The following is an 18,771-nucleotide window of genomic DNA, read 5'->3' as shown; positions in this document are numbered from 1 at the left end:
GGGTTGGAACTGTGACCGGTCCGGGCACGGCGGGGCGCCGTTTCGTCTTCGGACGGGGCGACTACGGCATGCGGCGCACGCAGACGAGGCCGGTCAGAGAGAGGAGCGACAACACGCAGCAGTCGACACCCGCACGAGATCCACGTGCAGGCGGCGAGTCAGAAGGCTGTGTGTCACGTGCTCCACCGTACTGTGAATAGAACGGTCTGTCTATCGCGCCCTGTCCGTTACTCTGGGTACGTGCGTACGTTCGTCGAGAGTGAATCGATCGGCACTCCGAAGGGCACGGCCGGTCCGAAGGGGAGAGCCGAGCGATCGCCGTCCAAGCCCTCACCCTCCACACGTCTGCTCGACACCGCGAGCACGCTCTTCGCCGAGCACGGCATCCGTGCGGTGGGCATCGACCGCATCCTCGCCGAGGCCGGCGTCGCCCGCGCGAGCCTCTACTCGTCGTACGGGTCGAAGGATGCACTGGTGCTCGCCTATCTGGAGGATCTCGACCAGCGCGACCGGCAGCGGTGGCACGCCGCCGCCGAACCGCTCGACGATCCGATCGCGAAGATCCTCACCTTCTTCGATCTCGCGATGCAGTCGGCGCCGAAGAAGAACTTCCGGGGATGCCAGTACGCCAACGCCGCGACGGAATTCCCCCAGGAGCCTCTCGAACCGGTGCTCGCGCACCGGGAATGGCTGAATTCGACGCTCGTCGACCTGCTGAATCTCGCCGGGGTGACCGAATCCGAGGTGGTGGCCGGGCGCGTGCAACTGATCTACGACGGTGCCTTGTCCGGCAGCAAGTTCGAGCACTCCGTCGAACCGATCCGGCTCGGCCGCGACATGGCTGCAGCGGTCATCGAGACGCATCTCCCCCGCTGACCCGGGGTCCGCGTCGACCTGTGGACTCAGCCTGCCGAGTTACTCCGTTGCTGTGTGCGGCGCTCCGTGGTCGCGGAGATTGCCGGCCGCGGCACGAGAGCGCGGAAACACACGCTGGCCAACACGAAGGTGCCGAGCGTCCCCAGCACCGCGGCCACACCCGTCGAACCGGGACGGTCGTCGATGGTGTAGTCGGCCAGTGCGCTGTCGGCGAGCCGATGTTCCTCGACGTCCCGTGCCATGCAGTCGCCTGTGAGATCCTCGGCGAGCGAGTCGATCTCGCAGCCGCGTGAGGTGGCCACCTCGAGAGCGCCGGGGGTGTCGACGGCGAGCGGCGCGAGGATCCCCGCGACGACGAGCGAGGTGAACGCCAGGCCGATGAACAGCGTCCCGCGAGCGCGCGGACGCGGAGGCGGGGGCGGCGAGGCGGTCGCGTCGAGAGGATTGACCGGAAGCCGGGTGAGATGGACGGATTCCGGGGAGATCCGCGCAACGGCGAGCACGACGGCGGCCGTCACCACACCCTCGACCAGCCCGACGGGAATGTGCGTGGCGTAGAGGAATCCGATGTTCGACACCGGAACCGCAAAGGTGCCGCCGAGGGCGTACTCGACGACGAAACCCGTCACCGCCGCGAGGACCGAGACGAACCCTGCGACGAACGAGACCAGACCGAGCATGACGAACCGCCGCACCCCGTGGTGTTCGCACAGTGCGCGCAGCGCCGTCGCGGCGAGGAAACCGGCGGCGATGGCGACGAGCACCATGTTCGTGACGTTGGCGCCCAGTGCCGACAGGCCGCCGTCGGCGAAGACGAAGGCCTGCACCACGAGGACGATCGTCAATGCGACCGCACCCACGAACGGGCCGAGCAGGATCGCCGCGAGCGCGCCGCCCACGACGTGGCCGCTCACGTCCGGCAGCACCGGAACGTCGACCACCTGCAGGGCGAACAACAGGGCGCAGACCACCGCCGCAGTGGGCACCGACCTCTTGCTCAGGTCGCTGCGTGCGTACCAGGCGGCGATGCTGACCCCGATCACGGCGATGACGAAGAACCACGCGGACGCGCGGTCGGCGATCAGGCCGTCGCCCATGTGCAGGGCGAGGACGTCCGTGCCGGCGAACCCACTCGTATCGACCATCTCCGATGTCCCTCCCGCCGACGGAGTGCTCTGCGGCGAAGGCTAGTACCGGCATCGGGGAGGCGGAGCGTTTTCGAGAGCTCGGCGGGACGGGAGCCTGGGCAAAAAGTGAAACCCGTTCTATATTTGCGTCATGTACGAGTGGTCCGACACAGACCTCATGTTCCGCGATGCGCTTCGCGGTTTCATCGAGAAGGAAATCCGCCCGCACGTCGACAGTCTCGAATCGGGAGAACTGCCGCCGTACGACATCATCCGGAAGTTGTACGCGACTTTCGGCATCGACGAGATGGCCCGTGAGTCGCTCGAACGCGCCCTCGCGAAAGAGGAACGCGGAGAGAAGCCTTCGGGGTCGTCCGGTGGTACCGGCGGGTCGCCGGGGATGGCGGCGTTGCTCAATATCGAGATCGCCGGGGTGAGCCTCGGGCTCATCGCCTCGCTGGGCGTCAGCCTGGGCCTGACCGCGGGCACGATCCGCAGCCGCGGCACCCTCGCGCAGAAGAAGCGATGGCTGCCCGAGTTGGTGACCTTCGAGAAGGTCGGAGCGTGGGCGATCACCGAACCCGATTCGGGTTCGGACGCCTTCGGCGGGATGAAGACGACGGTGCGCCGCGACGGGGAGGACTACGTCCTCAACGGCCAGAAGACCTTCATCACCAACGGTCCGTACGCCGACGTGATCATCGTGTACGCGAAGCTCGACGAGGGCGACTCCTCGGTGGATCGCCGCGACCGCAAGGTGCTCGCATTCGTGCTGGACAAGGGCATGGAAGGGCTCACCCAGAGCCCGCCCTTCAAGAAGATGGGCATGAACTCCTCGCCGACGGGCGAGCTGTTCTTCGACAACGTGCGCCTGACCCGCGACCGGCTGCTGGGTGAGACCGAGGACGGCGGTCGCAGCGACGGCAAGGACAGCGCGCGCGAATCCTTCGCCACCGAACGTATCGGCATCGCCTATCTGGCCCTGGGCATCATCGAGCAGTGTCTGAAGCTGTGCACCGAGTACGCGAAGTCGCGGAAGCTGTGGGGCAAGGAGATCGCACAGTTCCAGTTGATCCAGCTCAAGCTCGCCGAGATGGAGATCGCGCGGGTGAACGTCCGCAACATGGTCTTCAGCGCGATCGAACGTACGCAGGCGGGGAAGCCGGTGAGCCTGTCGGAGGCGTCGGCGATGAAGCTGTACTCGTCGCGGGCTGCGACCGAGGTGGCGATGGAGGCCGTGCAGCTGTTCGGAGGAAACGGATACATGGCCGAATATCGCGTCGAACAACTTGCGCGTGATGCGAAATCGTTGATGATCTACGCCGGTAGTAACGAAATTCAAGTAACACATATCGCGAAGGGATTGCTCGCACAGTAAGCCCTGAATACGACCGCTCGAAATTAGCAAAAAGGACAATTTTCGGAGGGGGGATGACAATTCCCCCACTGTGTCGACTATTGTTCGCCATGAGAAAAGTTATGCCGGTCGCCGACGAGGGGAGCGACCGGTCCGGAGGGGAGTCCGAGCGGAAATCGGGGGAGCGATGTACGCGGAACGAAGGGACGGCGAAAAGCCGTCGGTCACGACGGACGGCAGGAGCGCTCGCGCAGAGCGCACCCGGCAGGCCGTCATAGAGGCTCATATCGCGCTCATCAGGGCGGGAGAGCTCAAACCCACAGGGGCGCAGATCGCCTCGCGGGCCGGGGTGTCCCTGCGATCGTTGTGGGGACACTTCGGCGACCTCGAGACATTGTTCGCCGTCACCGGCGCCGAGCTGATGCGGCGCCAGGTCGACGCCTACGAGCCGATCGATCCGTCGCTGCCGCTCGAGGAGCGGATCGACGCCTACTGCAGGCAGCGGGCGGAGATGCTCGAATACATCGCGCCGTTCGCACGGTCGTCCGAGATCCGCGTGCCGTTCTCGCGCGAGTTGCAGCGCAACCGCGTGCGTTATCTCGACCGGGCGCGATACGAGATCAGGGCGTTGTTCTCCGACCAGTTCGAGGGCGTCGACGGCACCGTCCGCACCCACATCGAGAACCTGCTGGGTGTGTCGACGACCTGGCCCACCTGGGTGTCGCTGCGGGACGTACTGCGTTTGCCGGTGCCCGAAGCCGTCGAGGTCATGAAGCGGTCGGTGTCGGCGCTGCTCGCGGAGGCATCCGGAGCCGGCCGGCAGCAGGCGGTGGCCCGTGTTGCGCAGGAGAAGGCCGCGGTCGCACCGCACCGGAGGGCGCAGCAGTCCCGGCCGGTGCCGGCGATGACACCGCGGGAACAGGTCGTCGTCCCGGCCTGAGCGCCCGGCCTGAGCATCAGAGCGTGTCGGTCGGTTTCCGACCGGCGCGTGCCGAGAGAAAGGTCTCGACCGCAGGCAGCGCGGCCGAGACCGTCTCGGCATGGTCCACCCCGCGCAGGATCGCGAGTCGCGCACCGGGGACGGTGCGCGACAACGCGCGGGTGTCCTCCACGCGCAGGCGATCGTCCGACCCGACGACGGCGAGCACGGGCACGTCGATGCCGGCGAGCATCTCGTCGTCGATCCCCGGCTCCCGATCCGACCGGCGGAAATAGGCGGCGAGAGCCTGCGCGTCGTTCTTCAGGAAGGCCGAGCGCGTCGCGGGATCGACCGGCGTGCGACGCCGCTCCTCCCAGGCACGGACGAAACCGTCCATGCCCTCGCGCTCGAGCACGTCGACGGTGCCGGGGAAGAACATCGCGTCCATCGATCCCGCCTGGGGGCGTGCGCTCCCGCCGAGCAGCGTCAGACTCGACAGTCTGTCCGGAGCGTCGACGGCGAGCGCGAGTCCCGCACGGGCGCCGAACGAATAGCCGACGTAGTGCACCCGGTCGACCCCGGCCGCATCCAGGACGGCCAGCAGGTCCCCGACGATCGCGTCCATCGCGTAGGCGTCCTCGTCGTGAGGGGTGTCGCTGCGGCCGTGCCCACGCAGGTCGGGCATGACCAACCGGAAATCCCCACTGAGCGCCTTCACGTAGCCGAAGGCCCGCCACACCGCCGACGACAGGGCACTGCCGTGGACCAGCAGCACGACCGGTGCCCCCTCGGGACCTGCCGTGGTGAACCGGATCCGGGTGCCGTCGGCGGGATTCGTCGCGTGGCTCATCCCAGCAGTATCGCCGAACGGCTCACCGCCCGAGATCGACCGACCGATCCACCTCCACCTCCTCCAGGAATCGTTCGTCGTGCGAGACCACCACGAGCGCACCGCTGTAGGCACGCAGGGCCTGGGTCAGGTGCGCGAGACCGGCCAGGTCGAGGTTGTTGGTGGGCTCGTCCAGCAGCAACAACTGCGGAGCGGGATCGGCCGCGAGCACGATCGCGAGCGCGGCCCGCAGTCGTTCCCCACCCGACAGTGCCCCCACGGCGACCTCGGCGTGCCGGCCGCGGAACAGGAAGCGCGCCAGACGTGCCCGCACCTGCTGCGGAGTCAGGTGCGGCGCACGATCCTCGGCGTTCTCCGCGACCGAACGATCGTCGTCGAAGATGTCGAGCCGCTGCGGGAGCAACGCGAAGGGAACGTGGGGTTCCGCCTCGACGATGCGGTGCAGCAGGGTCGTCTTCCCCGACCCGTTGGGGCCGCGCAGCGCGATCCGTTCCGGCCCGACGATCTCGAGCGGTGCGTCCGCCACACGCCGGCCGGGTGGAACCGCGGTTCCGGGCAGGTCGATGCGGATCTCCGGATCGTCGCGCACGGCGTCCTTCGCGCGATCGAGGTTCTCCCGTGCAGTGGTCAGATCCTCCTCGTGCTCACGGCGGAATCGCCCGGCGGATTCCTGCGCCTGCCGTTTGCGCGCGCCCATGACGATCTTGGGTTCGCGCTTCTGCTCGTACATCTTCTGCCCGTAGCGTTGCCGCCGGGCGAGCGTGACGTGCGCCGCCGCCAATTCGCGTGCCTGGCGCCGCACGTCGTTACGGGCGTCCCGCACTGCGGCCCGTGCCGCCTCCTGCTCCTCCGCGACGATCCGTTCGTACTCGCCGAATCCGCCGCCGAACAGGCGCAGAGCCCCGTTGCGCAGTTCGGCGATCGAGTCCATGCGGTCGAGCAGTTCCCGGTCGTGCCCGGCGACGAGCACCGTGCCGGGGAACCGGTCGAGCGCATCCTGCAGGCGCGCACGTCCGTCGGCGTCGAGATTGTTCGTCGGCTCGTCGAGCAACAGCGCGTCCGGCTCGTCGAGCAGGCGTGCGGTGAAGGCGAGCAGCACCGTCTCCCCGCCGGAGAGCTGACCGACGGTGCGGTCGAAATCCCCGACGTCGTGCAGGATCCGGTCGAGGCCGACGCGATGCATGAGCGCAAGAGCGCGGTCCTCGATGTCCCACCGATCGGCTACGACCTCGAAGTCCCGATCGTCGAACGATCCTGATTCGATGTGGCGCAGGGACTTTCGGATATCTCCGATGCCGAGGACGGAATCGACCGGCACCGTCGGATCGAGGGTCACGTCCTGAGGGAGGTAGGCGACCCGTCCCCGCACCGTCGACGAACCGGAGGTCGGGCGGAGTTCACCCGCGATCAACCGGAGCAGGGTGGTCTTCCCACTTCCGTTGCGTCCCACCAAGCCGATCCGCCCCGCCGGGACGACGGCGTCGAGATCCTGCACGGCGATGGTGCCGTCCGGATGGGCGTACGAGAGTGCGGACAGCGTGATACCGGATGAAGACATGATGGCTCCCGAAGGGTGAGGGTCGATTGCGCGAGTGCGCGGGGGACGGGACCTCTCACAGGAGCAACGGACTTCTCCGATCGACGGGTACGGGATGCGAACACCATGGTGAGCTCGCACCGTCCGGGATGCAACCGAATATTTCACCCCGACTCCTACCTGCGATAACAGGCACGGGCTCGAAAGTGCAGGCATGATCGGGACCGTGTGGATCCGACTGATCGGTATGGGAGTCGCGACAGCCACGGTGCTGTCGCTGTCGGCGTGTGCCCTCGGCCCCGATCAGCCCGAGACGATCGCGGAAGAGTTCGCTGCCGCTCTCGACGCCGGCGACGTCTCCGGAGCGGCAGCGCTGACCACCGATCCGGTGGCCGCGGAGTCCGCGATCGATGTCCTCTTCGCCGGCCTCGGCCACGACGACCCGACCGTGAGTGTCGCGGGGACGGGCGACGGCGACACCTTCGACCTCGACGTGACGTGGAACTTCGGGGAGGGCCGCGACTGGTCGTACCGCACCACCGGCAGCGCGACGGAGGACCCCGAGGCCGACGCGTGGCGGGTCCGCTGGGACCCCACGGTGCTGTCACCGGAACTGGCGGGCGGCGCGTCGCTGGAGTATCTGACCACCGTCGGCGCCCCGCCGACGATCTTCGACCGGGCCGGGCGGCCGCTCATGGGGGAGCAGGTCGTCACCGTCGTGAACCTGGATGCCACCGCCGATCCCGCCGCGGTCGCTCCCGTGCTGGCCACGGTCGTCCCGACGATCACGGCGGAGAGTCTCGCCGAGCAGGTCGCGGTGGCCGCCGGCGGCGCTGCGGGAGTGATCACACTGCGTGAGGAGGACCTCGCACCGATCGAGGATCGCCTCGCCGCGCTGCCCGGCGTGACGCTCGTGCCGCAGACCCGTCTGCTCACCACCGAGCGCGACCTCGCCTCGCCCGTGTGGTCCGGCCTCGCCGAACTGTGGCAGGAGGGGCAGGACGCCTCGGCCGGCTGGGTGATCCGGCGGGGCGCGGCGGACGGCACGACGAGCCAGGTCGCCGGCGAAGCCGGACCGGAGGCACCCGACCTGACCAGCACGATCGACCTCGACCTGCAGCGACGGGCCGAGGAGGTCCTCGCGGGTTTCGACACGCCCGCGGTGATCGTCGGGATCGAACCCTCGACGGGCGCGATCCGCACGATGGCCCAGAACGACGCGGCCGACGCCGAGGGGCCGATCGCCGCGACCGGCCTCTATCCGCCGGGGTCGACGTTCAAGGTGGTGACGACGGCGGCGGCGCTCGATGCCGGGCTCGCCGAACCCGACACCGTGCTGCCGTGCCCGGGCGTCGCCTCGGTCGGCTCACGAACGATCCCGAACGACGAGAACTTCGATCTCGGCCCCGTGCCGCTGCACACCGCGTTCGCGTTCTCGTGCAATACGACCATGGGGCAGCTCGCTCTGGACCTGCCGCCCGACGCCCTGCGCGCCACCGCGGAACGCTTCGGTCTCGGCATCGATTACGTCACGCCCGGTCTCGTCACGGTCACGGGTAACGTGCCGGTCGCAGACACCGATGCTGCCCGCGTGGAGGCAGCGATCGGACAAGGTCGGGTGACGGCGTCGCCGTTCGGGATGGCGCTGGTCGCAGCCTCGGCGGCGAACGGCCGCACGCCGGTTCCGACGATCGTGGAGGGGCAGCCGGCGACCGCGGATCGGGAGGCCGAACCGATGCCCGGGGACGTGCTGACGGCACTGCGAGAGATGATGCGCGAGACTGTGATCGAGGGTACAGCCGGCACGTTGCGCGACATTCCCGATCTGACGGGGAAGACGGGGACGGCGGAGTACGGTGACAACGTCGGGGCGCACGGCTGGTTTATCGGATCACAGGATAATCTTGCCTTTGCGGTGTTCGTGTCGGGGGCGGACGGCTCCGCCCCTGCCGTCGAGGCGGCGGGGCGATGGCTGAGGGGGGAGGACGGGTGGCGCAATTGTGATGTGTTCGTGCACAATGCGTGCTGGTATCTCGTGTGACTGAAGTGAAGGTTGTTACATATGAGATTTCGTGATTGGCGGGGGAAGCGGGGGCGCATCGTCGCGCTGGCCGTGTGCCTCGTCGTGGCTGTCGTCGCTCTGACGACGGTTGTGTTCTCGGATTCTCGAAGCGAGGCGCAACGCCTCGTCGACGACTTCGTTGCCGCCCTCGACGATCGTGATGCGGGCGCAGCGGCGGCCCTGACCTCCTACCCGAACGCGGCGGAGGAAACGATCTCGCAGATGTACGACGGTCTGTCCGACGGCACCGTCGACTACGACGTCACCCAGCTGGTCGAACTCAACGACGACTCGGGATACTTCACGCTCTCCGCCGGCTGGAATTTCGGTGAGGGCAAGGACTGGTCGTATCAGGTCACCGGTTCGGTGCGGAAGCTCGCCGTCGGCTGGCGTGTGTCCTGGGACCCGGAGGTCGTCGTCCCCGACCTGTCCGGCGGACGCACCGTCCACCACGTGCGCACCGACGCCGCGCCGCCGAAGATCTTCGACCGCACGGGCCGCCTCCTCATGGAGGAACAGACCATCAACGCCGTGGTGCTCGACCCGGCGGCGATGCCCGACCCCGTCGACACCACCACTCGTCTCGCGGCGGTTCTCGAGCCGGTCGCACCCGTCATCACCGCCCAGCTGATGCAGGAGCGGATGGCGGAGAACCCCGGAAACCGGATCACCGCGGTCAAGCTCCGCGACCAGGACTACCAGTTCCTCGAGGGCGGCATCGTGTCGATCCCCGGGGTCGAGGTGCTCACGACACCCACCCTGATCAGCGCCGATCGGCGGATCTCCACGCCGCTGCTCGACTCGCTGCGCTCGGCCTGGCAGCTCGAACGCGACCGGACGGCAGGCTGGGCGGTCACCCTCGAGGATCCCGAGGAGGGCCCGATCCAGGTGGCGGGCTTCCAGGGCCCGCCGCCTCCGGACCTGCAGGCGACCGTCGACTCCCAGGTGCAGCTCGCCGCGAAGGAAGCGGTCGTCACCGCAGGTACCCCGGCCGCGGTGGTCGCCATCCAGCCCTCGACCGGTGGCATCCTCGCCGCCGACGTCAACAACTGGGCCATGGAACTCGGTCCCGTCATCACCCACGGTCTCTACCCGGCCGGCGGCGTTCTCGATCCGGTCCGGCTCGCGGCCGGCCTCGAGCACGGCGTCGATCCGAACGACGTGGGATCCGATGACGTCGCCTCGACCGCCCGTCGCCTCGGCCTCGGCGTCGACTACGACGTGCCGGGCTTCGAGTTCGAGACCTCGCAGATCGGGCACAACCGCTCCGGAGTTGTCCAGTTCGCCGGATCGGATTCCGACGAGAACCTGATCACGCCGCTCGGCGCCGCGGTGCTGGCCGCCTCGGTCGCACGGGGCAGCGTCGCTGCCCCGACGATCGTGCAGGGCCAGGAGACGGTCGTCCACGACGCCCCCGAGGCGCTGCCCGGTTCTGTGATCGACGCCCTGCGCGGCATGATGATCGACAACGTGCAGAACGGTCCGGCGTCCTTCCTCCGCGGACACGCCGGTCTCGCGGGTATCGCCGCGGCGAGCGGTGAGGACCGCTGGTTCTTCGGCTACACCGGCGGCGACCTGGCCTTCGCGGTCTTCGTCGCCGATGCCGACGGCGGCGACCGCGCGATCAAGATGGCCGACACCTTCCTGCGCAAGCTCGGAGAACCCCTGCTCGGGGAGTGATCGGCCGGAGGCCGGTCCATGGTGCGCTGATCCGCCGGAGGCCGGTCCATGGTGCGCTGATCCGCCGGAGGCCGGTCCGCGGCGTACAGGTACGTTGAGCGACCGTGACCGTCCTCGACCTGGCACTGCTCGTGGTTGCCGGATTCTTCGCGGGTGTCGTCGGGTTCGTCACCGGCCTGGCGTCGATCGTCTCGTATCCGGCGTTGCTCGCCGTCGGCCTCCCGCCGGTCGCGGCGAACGTCACCAACACCGTCGCGATGGTCGGTGTGGGTGTCGGGGCGCTGACCAATTCGGCGCGGGAGGTCGTCGACACCGGCCCCCGCGTGTGGTGGTGGACGCTCTACGCCGCGCTCGGCGGCGTGGTCGGCGCGGCTGTCCTGCTCGTCGCGCCGCCCGACTCGTTCGAGGCGATCGTTCCGGGTTTCGTCGCGCTCGCCGCTCTCGCGCTGCTGCTCCAACCACGCATCCGCACCCTGGCCGGCGGTCGCGACCTGCCGCGGGTGTTCTCCGTGGCGGTCTTCGTCGTCGCGGTCTACGGCGGATACTTCGGTGCCGGCGCCGGCGTCGTCTTCTACGCGCTGGTGCTTATCTGCACTTCCGAGCAGATTTGGCGCGCGAGCATCCTCAAGAGCTACCTGCTCGGCGTCGCCAACCTGGTCGCGGCGATCGGGTTCGCAGTCTTCGGACCCGTGCACTGGGGTGCGGCGGCCGCCATGGCCGTCGGCGCGTTCGCGGGTGGCTACTGCGGTCCGCCGCTCGTGCGGCGCATACCCCCGAACCTGCTGCGCGTGGGTGTCGCGCTCGCAGGGTTCGGGTTGGCGGTATGGCTCGCTCTCCGCTGAGCAGCGTCCTGTGCAGTGGTGCTACTGCACGCCGTGCATGAGCTTCTTGATGTGCGGCGCGAAGAGGGCCAGCACGATGCCCACTGCGATCGACGCTCCGCCGATCCACAGGTAGTACGGCACCTCGTTGTTCTCGTCGTAGAACCCCGCGAGGGTGCCGGCCATGGCCGTACCGCATGCGACGGACAGGTAGAACAACGCGACCATCTGCGTGTGGAAGTTCTTCGGCGCGAGCTTCGTCGACAGCGACAGTCCGACGGGGGACAGGAACAGCTCGGCGAAGGTGAACAGCAGCAGGATGAAGACCAGTCCGAGCAGCGGAGCGCTGTTGGGGCCGCCACCGGCCATGGGGATGAAGCACAGGAAGGCGATGCCCATGATGATCGTGCCTGCGGCGAACTTGATGGGCGACGAGGGCTGACGCGGTCCGAGTTTGGTCCACACGGCGGCGAAGACACCCGCGAACAGGATGATGAAGACCGGGTTGATCGACTGCACCCAGGACGGCGGGAACTCCCACCCGAACAGATTACGGTCCAGGCGTGTGTCGGCGTAGACGGCGACCATCGTGAACTGTTGCTGGAAGAGCGACCAGAACACCGCGCTCGCGATGAACATCGGGATGAACGACAGCACCCGGCTGCGCTCGACCGGCGTGATCTGCTTGCTCGACAGCATGAGGACGAAGTAGGTGATCGTCGCGATGATGGTCAGGGCGACGACGATGTCGGACATGTTGCTCGTCGTGACGAGGCCGGTCAGCGCGGCGACCGCGATGAGGACCACGGCGACCAGGCCGATCCCGGCGGCTTTCGTGCGCGTCTCGGCGGGAAGCGGATGGGGTGGCACCTTGCCGATGTCGCCGAGATGCTTGCGGTAGATCGTGTACTGCAGCAGGCCGAGGAACATGCCGACCGCGGCGAGACCGAAGCCCCAGTGGAAGCCGTAACGTGTCTGTAGGAAGCCGGTGAGCAGCGGGCCGACGAGCGCGCCGATGTTCACGCCCATGTAGAAGATGGAGAAACCGGCGTCGCGTCGCGGGTCCTGCTCGTCGTAGAGATCGCCGACGATCGACGTCGCCGTGGCCTTCAGACCACCGCTACCGAACGCGACCAGCACCAGGCCGATACCCACCCCGACGAAACCGGGCAGCACCGCGAGCGCGATGTGGCCGAACATGATGAGCACGGCGCTGTAGAACAGGGTCCGTTCGGAACCCAGCAGCCGGTCGGCGATCCACGCCCCGAGAATCGTCGACAGGTAGACCGTGCCGCCGTAGGCGCCGACGATGGAGGTCGCAGCCCCCTGGCTGATCCCCAGCCCGCCCTCGGATGCCGAGTAGTACAGGTAGTAGATCAGGATGCCTTGCATGCCGTAGAAGGAGAATCGCTCCCACATCTCGACACCGAACAGGTTGGCCAGGGGTAGTGGCTGACCGAAGAACCGATGGTCGGATCGTGACCCGGTCAGAGTAGGTGGTTCCAGCGTGGACATGATCTCCACTGTTCCACCGCACGGGGCGCGAGCGCGAAAAATTCGCGTATCCCGCGGTCGCAGATCACACTTCGCGTGTGAGTGCGAGAGCTGCGACCGGAGGGTCGGTACTGGTCGACCTCGGCGAGGTCAGTGAGCGTCGACTTTGCGGTGCTGGAGCAGTCCGACGACCACGCGCCAGCCCACCAGGAACAGGCCCAAGAAGATCGTCGCGACGATGATGAAGGCGGTTGCGGTGCCCTGACCGGTGACGGCCCGCAGCAGCATCCCCACGACGAGGGTGCTCACCCACACGAGCAGTCCGGTGGGAACGGCCGCGAAGGCGTCGAACTTGTCGCGGTAGAGCCACGCGGTGAAGAACCATCCGACGGTGAGGCCGCCGAGGAACGGCCACGCCGTTCCTGCGAGCCCCACGAGATCGAGCACTTCGTCGTGACTGGAACGACCGAGCACGGCGAATACGACGACGAGAACGACGTCGATCGCCAACGCCGGGATGTACTTCTTCACGGGTCCAGAGTAGCGGCGGCGCGGGGCGCGTCGGAATCTCCGGCGCGTGCTCTCGAGCACGATCCGGACCGGTAGAGCGGGTGGAACGCGGCAGCGGCCCTGCCGGAGCAGGGGCGCTGTCTGTGCGAGAGGGGTCAGGCCTGCAGGCCGGCCTCGATCTCGAGGGTGATGGTGATCTTGTCGCCGACGACGGCTCCGCCGCCTTCGAGCGGCATTTCGATGCTGATGCCGAAATCCTTGCGGTTGATGACGGTGGTGGCCTCGAAGCCGGCGACCGGGCCCTGGCCCATGCCGGGGTTGACGCCGTTGAACTCGAGCTTCAGGTCGACCGGGCGGGTGACGCCGTGGAGCGTGAAGTCGCCCGTGACGATGTAGTTATCACCGTCGGCACGCACGTCGGTCGAGGTGAAGGTGGCGACGGGGAACTGCTCGGCGTCGAAGAAGTCGGCGGAGCGGACGTGCGCGTCGCGGTCGGCGTTCTTGGTGTTGATCGACTTGACGTCGATCTCGGCGGTCACCGATGCGGTGCCGTCCTCGGCGACGGTGATGGCGCCGGAGAAGTTCTCGAAGGTGCCGCGAACCTTGCTGACGACGAGGTGCCGGACGGTGAAGCCCACGTTCGAGTGGACGGGATCGATGGCCCAGGTGCCGGTGGTCAGGCCGGGGAAGGTGGTGGTGGCGGTCGTCATGGTGGTCCTCCTCGATGGTCAAACTTTCAACTGCTTGTCGACAACCATGCCACCAAATAGTTGCATGCGCAACTACATCGTGAGGTGGATCACGCCGGCTCGGGATTCTCGACCGGACGACGCCGCCGCTCCAGGGCGCTGCGCTCGTGTTCTGCGCGCTCGGCGATCGGATCGATCTCGTCGGGTCCGTTGCCCCGGTACATCGCGGCGACGGTGGCCCAGCCCGCCAGGGCCACGAACGCGAAGCTCACCATCCGATACACGAAGACCGCTGCCAGCGACTGCGACGCGCTCAGCCCGGCAGCGGTGAGCGTCGCGATGAGGGTGCCGTCCACGAATCCGAGGCCGCCCGGTGCGAGCGGCACGCTGCCCACGGCCTTCGCCGCCGCGAACGCGATGAACACCCCCGCCACCGACGGGGAGCCGCCGACAGCCCAGCACGCCAGTCCGAGGCACGCGACATCGGCTGCACGGTGCACGGCCGACCACGCCACCGCGGCCACACCGTCGCGACGCGCGAGTTCGACGGACTCGAGCTGCGCGAGGGTGCGTTCGAAGACGTCGAAGCCGGTGTCCCTCGGCTTCCTCGTGATGCGGTTGACCCGACGGAGCACCCACGTGCCCGCCGCCTCGATCGACGTGGGGTTCTTCGCGACGTACCGCAGGCCGAAGATCAACGCGATCGCGCCCGCGAGCGACAACACGAGAGTGACGGGGCTGATCCGGCTGCCGACCGCGAACGCACCGATCATGCCCACCGACGCCAGGGTCACGGCCGCGATGACGCCGGAAACCGCGAGTTGCCACGAGGCGACCACGGGGGTCGCACCCCACTTGCGGGTCTGCTTGTAGGTGAAGGCCGTGGAGAAGACCGGACCTGCGGGCAGGGTCACCGCCATCGCCGTGCTGCCGTAGATCACCGACGCCGAACGCCAGTGCCCGACGCGCACCCCGCCGGCGCGGAGCAGTCGCTGCTGCACTCCCGCGAAGCCGCTGAGGGAGATCATCTGCGCCAGCACGGCCGCCGCGAACCAGCCCCAGTGCATCTCCGTGACCGCGCGCCACGAGTCGCTCATCGTCGGCCACAGGTAGATCGCCTCGACCGTCAGCAGAGCCACGAGGGCGATCGCCGACACCCACTTGATCCACCGGAACGAGCCCCGACGCGGCGTGGCGTCGGGGCATGGAGGATCGTCGTGCGGCTGCGCCACGCTGTTCACCGTAACCGACCGTCGGGTCACGAAGAGGGCGCTGTGGCCGTTCCGCGTCGTTCGCGGGTGTCGCGGGACGGACCGTCACTCGTCCGTCGAAGTGTCCGTCCCGTTCGCTTCTCCGGGGGCTCCGGGATAGCGAACCGGCCATGCGAGATGGGTCATCCGCCGCCGGCCGCGAAGCTGCACCTCGTCGCCGAGTTCCCAGTGGCTGCGCTCCTCGTCGTCCGCGAAGTACAACGCGCTCGACGACGCGAGAACCCTACTCGGACGCAGTTTCGCCAGCTCGGTCAGGCGCGAGGCCTCGTTGACCGGGTCGCCGATCACCGTGTACTCGAAGCGCTCCGCCGCGCCGATGTTGCCGGCCACCGCGAGTCCCGCCGACACGCCGATCCCGACATCGAGTCCGGTGATCTCGTCCAGAGCGAAACGCAGTTCGCGGGCCGCCGCGAGCGCCGCCGTGGGGGCGTCCGGCCGGTCGAGGGGAGCGCCGAAGATCACCAATGCCGCGTCGCCCATGAACTTGTTGACGAAGCCGTGATGATGGTCGACCACCTCGACGACGACACGGAAGAACTCGTTGAGCAGTTCGACGACCTCGCTCGGCGGGCGCTCGGCGGCCGTCGCCGTCGAACCCACCATGTCGACGAACAGCACCGCGACGTAGCGCGTCTCACCACCGAGCTCGGTGCCGTACTGCAGGGCCCGGCGCGCGACGTCCTCACCGACGTGCTGACCGAACAACTCCCGCAGACGCCGGCGTTCGTCGGACTCGGCCATCATGCGGTTGAAGCCGACCTGTAGGCGTCCGATCTCACTGCCGTCGAACACCTCGACCTGCACTCCCGAGGCGCCGCGTTGCACGCGTTCGATCGCCCAGCGCAACTGCTTGATCGGGTCGGAGATCTGCGCCGACGTCAGCAGCGACAACACGAGCGCGAGACCGATCGACGTCACCGCGAGAGCGAGCACGGACAGGGCGAGCGCGTCGGCGTCGAAGTCGGTGTTGGCGCTCAACTGCGTCACGCACAGCAGCACGATCCCGGCGACCGGCATGAGCGTGCCCAGGCCCCAGGTCATGGCCAGGCGCGTGCCGACGCCGGGAGCCATCGTCCGGTCGAAGTTTCCCTCGCTCAGCGCCCGCGCGGCGACCGGCCGCAGGATGCGTTCACCGAGCATGTAGGTGAAACCGAAGGTGCTGGTCGCGGCCATTGCGACGGTGACCGAGACCGCCACCGCGAGCGACGGCATCTCCTCGGCGGTGAGGGAGACGAAGAGCACGCCGCCGAGCAGCCACAGACCGAGGTGCACGATCGCCTGTCGCAGCGGGGCGTGCAGGGCCGCCATCTGTTCGGCCCGGGTGGGCGGGCCGCCGCGGAGCTGCCACCGGACGACAGAGCGCAGCGTGATCGCTGCGGCGCCGAGGCTCACGATGCCGGCGAAGACCAGGTACACCGCGAAGACCGCGAAGTTGCGGACCCGATCCGCGATGATGGCGTCGGTCTCGGCGATGGGGATGCCGTACCGGACGAAGGCGAACACGAGCATCGCACCGAACAGGTTCGACGCGCCCATGGAGACCATGTAGAGCGGCCAACGACTCCGCAAGGTGGCGGCGACAGCTCGGTACGACCTCAGCACGACTTCAAATCAAACCACTGTGCGGACGGTCACAGGATGGGGCGGTCACTGTTGGAGGCGCGGAGTGGTTGGATTCACTCGCCCCACCTACTGTGACGAAAGGTGCGAAACGTACATATGAGGCCGCCTCCGACCGGTCCCGACGCGGATGCACCCCTGTGGCGGGCCGCCCAGGTCTTCCGGCTCGTGACCGTCGCATATGCGGTGGGATCGCAGTTCTCGACCGTCGTGAACTACACCCGTCCGGGCTTGTCGTGGTTCTTCACCGGGGTGCTCGTGACGTGGTCGCTCGTCTCGGCGGTGTTGCTCTCCCGCGAGGCACGACTGCGCCGCACGGTCACCGTGGTGGACCAGATCCTCGCCGTCGCGTTGATGGCGGCGACCCGGCTGGTCGCCGACCACGACTGGTACAGCAACCACCAGACCATGCCCACCACGCTGTGGGTCGCCAACGCCGTGCTGTCGGCCGCGATCCTCGGCGGTCCGCTCACGGGCATCGGCTCGGCGCTGCTGATGTCCGTCGTCAGCGCGGTGGTGCGCGACCAGATCAACCTCGACCTGTGGCGCGACGCGACGGCGCCGGTGCTCGTCGCGTGCGGTGTGGCAATGGGTTTCGCCACCACCACCGCGCGTAGTGCGCACCGGCAACTCGAGCAGGCCGTGCGCGTGGCAGCGGCCACCGAGGAACGGGACCGGCTCGCCCGGCAGGTGCACGACGGCGTGCTGCAGGTGCTCGCGCTCGTGCAGCGGCGCGGACTCGAGCTGGGCGGTGATGCGACGGAACTCGCCGAGTTGGCCCGCGAACAGGAGACCGCGCTGCGCCAGCTGATCTCCGAACAGGACACCGACGTCGACCGCGGCGGTGAGCATGCCGACCTCACCGCCCTCGTCCGGGCCAGGGCCGGGACCGGTGCGACGGTGTCCGCGCCCGCCGGCCCGATCATGATCCCGCGGGATCGAGCGGAGGAACTCGCGGCGCTCACGACAGCGGCGCTGTCGAACACGCAACTGCACGCCGGCGCCGGTGCCGCCGCCTACATCCTCCTCGAGGATCTCGGCGACGAGATCGTACTCAGCATCCGGGACGACGGCGTCGGGATCGAACCGGGCAGACTCGACGAAGCTCGCGAACAGGGACGCATGGGGGGGTCCAAGTCGATCGTCGGGCGAGCGGAATGGCTCGGCGGCGTCGCACTGCTCGACAGCGATGTAGGCGAAGGAACCGAATGGGAGATCCGGGTACCGAAGGGGAATGAGTGGCCGAGCTCAGCGCGGAAACACACGAGAACAGCACAGAGGAACGCAGCACCGTCAGCGTGATGGTGGTCGACGACCACCCGATCTGGCGCAACGCCGTCGGACGTGACCTCGAGGAGGCCGGGTTCACCGTCGTCGCCGAGGCCGACGGTGTCGCGAGCGCCGCGCGCCGTGCCGCCGTCGTCCGCCCCGACGTCGTGCTCATGGACATGGCGATGCCCGACGGCACCGGCACCGAGGCGACCCGCGCGGTCCTCGAGGTCTCCCCGGACAGCCGGGTGCTGGTCCTGTCGGCGTCCTCCGAACGCGACGACGTCCTCGGCGCGGTCAAGGCGGGCGCGTCCGGCTATCTCGTGAAGAGCGCCTCGGTGCACGAACTCGTCGACGCCGTCCTCGCGACCGCGCGGGGACAGGCCGTCTTCACCCCCGGACTGGCCGGGCTCGTGCTCGGCGAGTACCGCCGGATGTCGAACGACGTCGCCGACCGGAGACCCCCACCGACCCTGACCGGCCGGGAGACCGAAGTGTTGCGTCTCGTCGCGAAAGGGTTGTCGGCGAAACAGATCGCAGCGCGACTGACGCTCAGCCACCGCACGGTGGAGAACCACGTCCAAGCGGCGCTACGCAAACTGCAGCTCGCCAACCGCGTCGAACTCACCCGCTACGTCATCGAACAGGGCCTCGAATAGCGCCCCGCACAGTGGCTCCGACGACTTCGG

Annotated in this window: 17 protein-coding genes; 8 read left to right on the top strand and 9 right to left on the bottom strand. The window is 68.3% G+C overall.

Features of this window, described 5'->3' with window-relative positions:
- Positions 1-93: 93 nt before the first annotated feature.
- Positions 94-144 (bottom strand): hypothetical protein, encoded by a 51-nt coding sequence (locus tag IM25_RS27565; RefSeq protein ID WP_367880875.1) that lies wholly within the window; start codon positions 142-144, stop codon positions 94-96.
- A 96-nt stretch (positions 145-240) separates the two neighbouring features.
- Between IM25_RS27565 and IM25_RS03420 the strand changes: the two genes are divergently transcribed.
- Positions 241-876, top strand: coding sequence for a TetR/AcrR family transcriptional regulator (locus tag IM25_RS03420; protein WP_019290854.1), 636 nt, complete (start codon positions 241-243; stop codon positions 874-876).
- A 26-nt stretch (positions 877-902) separates the two neighbouring features.
- Here the strand turns inward: IM25_RS03420 and IM25_RS03415 are convergent, their stop codons facing one another.
- A complete protein-coding gene (locus tag IM25_RS03415; protein WP_019290855.1) occupies positions 903-2,021 on the bottom strand; it encodes an energy-coupling factor ABC transporter permease in 1,119 nt (372 codons plus the stop codon).
- Between the two features lie 133 nt (positions 2,022-2,154).
- Here IM25_RS03415 and IM25_RS03410 point away from each other — a divergent pair, with 133 nt between their 5' ends.
- Positions 2,155-3,381, top strand: coding sequence for an acyl-CoA dehydrogenase family protein (locus IM25_RS03410; RefSeq protein ID WP_033096324.1), 1,227 nt, complete (start codon positions 2,155-2,157; stop codon positions 3,379-3,381).
- A 328-nt stretch (positions 3,382-3,709) separates the two neighbouring features.
- A complete protein-coding gene (locus IM25_RS03405; RefSeq protein ID WP_006552714.1) occupies positions 3,710-4,300 on the top strand; it encodes a hypothetical protein in 591 nt (196 codons plus the stop codon).
- 16 nt (positions 4,301-4,316) lie between these two features.
- Here IM25_RS03405 and IM25_RS03400 read toward each other — a convergent pair whose 3' ends face one another.
- Positions 4,317-5,129 carry an alpha/beta fold hydrolase gene (locus tag IM25_RS03400; protein WP_019290858.1) on the bottom strand — a complete coding sequence of 271 codons (813 nt, stop codon included), beginning with the start codon at positions 5,127-5,129 and terminating at the stop codon, positions 4,317-4,319.
- Between the two features lie 22 nt (positions 5,130-5,151).
- Positions 5,152-6,687, bottom strand: coding sequence for an ABC-F family ATP-binding cassette domain-containing protein (locus IM25_RS03395; protein ID WP_019290859.1), 1,536 nt, complete (start codon positions 6,685-6,687; stop codon positions 5,152-5,154).
- A 193-nt stretch (positions 6,688-6,880) separates the two neighbouring features.
- On the opposite strand from IM25_RS03395, the gene IM25_RS03390 reads away from it, so the two are divergent.
- The 3 genes from IM25_RS03390 (at position 6,881) to IM25_RS03380 (ending at position 11,250) form a co-directional block, all read left to right on the top strand.
- Positions 6,881-8,707, top strand: coding sequence for a penicillin-binding transpeptidase domain-containing protein (locus tag IM25_RS03390; RefSeq protein ID WP_065995744.1), 1,827 nt, complete (start codon positions 6,881-6,883; stop codon positions 8,705-8,707).
- A 21-nt stretch (positions 8,708-8,728) separates the two neighbouring features.
- Positions 8,729-10,408: an NTF2-like N-terminal transpeptidase domain-containing protein gene (locus IM25_RS03385; RefSeq protein ID WP_050993558.1), complete on the top strand. Its 1,680-nt coding sequence runs from the start codon at positions 8,729-8,731 to the stop codon at positions 10,406-10,408.
- 104 nt (positions 10,409-10,512) lie between these two features.
- A complete protein-coding gene (locus IM25_RS03380; protein ID WP_006552709.1) occupies positions 10,513-11,250 on the top strand; it encodes a sulfite exporter TauE/SafE family protein in 738 nt (245 codons plus the stop codon).
- Between the two features lie 21 nt (positions 11,251-11,271).
- Here IM25_RS03380 and IM25_RS03375 read toward each other — a convergent pair whose 3' ends face one another.
- From IM25_RS03375 to IM25_RS03355, 5 genes are all read right to left on the bottom strand, one after another.
- Positions 11,272-12,744, bottom strand: a complete 1,473-nt coding sequence (locus IM25_RS03375; RefSeq protein ID WP_033096407.1) for a peptide MFS transporter — start codon at positions 12,742-12,744, stop codon at positions 11,272-11,274.
- A gap of 129 nt (positions 12,745-12,873) precedes the next feature.
- Positions 12,874-13,254, bottom strand: coding sequence for a DUF3054 domain-containing protein (locus IM25_RS03370; protein WP_006552707.1), 381 nt, complete (start codon positions 13,252-13,254; stop codon positions 12,874-12,876).
- Between the two features lie 134 nt (positions 13,255-13,388).
- Positions 13,389-13,943 carry a YceI family protein gene (locus tag IM25_RS03365; protein ID WP_033096323.1) on the bottom strand — a complete coding sequence of 185 codons (555 nt, stop codon included), beginning with the start codon at positions 13,941-13,943 and terminating at the stop codon, positions 13,389-13,391.
- Between the two features lie 89 nt (positions 13,944-14,032).
- Positions 14,033-15,154 (bottom strand): lysylphosphatidylglycerol synthase transmembrane domain-containing protein, encoded by a 1,122-nt coding sequence (locus IM25_RS03360; RefSeq protein ID WP_232333388.1) that lies wholly within the window; start codon positions 15,152-15,154, stop codon positions 14,033-14,035.
- Positions 15,155-15,238: 84 nt separating this feature from the next.
- On the bottom strand, positions 15,239-16,738 hold the full coding sequence (locus IM25_RS03355) for an adenylate/guanylate cyclase domain-containing protein (protein WP_033096322.1): 1,500 nt from the start codon (positions 16,736-16,738) through the stop codon (positions 15,239-15,241).
- A 174-nt stretch (positions 16,739-16,912) separates the two neighbouring features.
- Between IM25_RS03355 and macS the strand changes: the two genes are divergently transcribed.
- On the top strand, positions 16,913-18,115 hold the full coding sequence (gene macS / locus IM25_RS03350; protein WP_065995742.1) for a MacS family sensor histidine kinase: 1,203 nt from the start codon (positions 16,913-16,915) through the stop codon (positions 18,113-18,115).
- Positions 18,115-18,741, top strand: coding sequence for a response regulator (locus IM25_RS03345; protein WP_006552702.1), 627 nt, complete (start codon positions 18,115-18,117; stop codon positions 18,739-18,741). Before macS ends, IM25_RS03345 begins: the two co-directional genes overlap by 1 nt.
- Positions 18,742-18,771 lie beyond the last annotated feature (30 nt).

The sequence above is a fragment of the Rhodococcus sp. p52 genome (genome assembly GCF_000763325.2).
In the GTDB taxonomy this organism is placed as follows: domain Bacteria; phylum Actinomycetota; class Actinomycetes; order Mycobacteriales; family Mycobacteriaceae; genus Rhodococcus; species Rhodococcus pyridinivorans.
The sequence above is the reverse complement of the archived record's forward strand: the minus strand, read 5'-3'. Positions and strand labels throughout refer to the sequence as shown.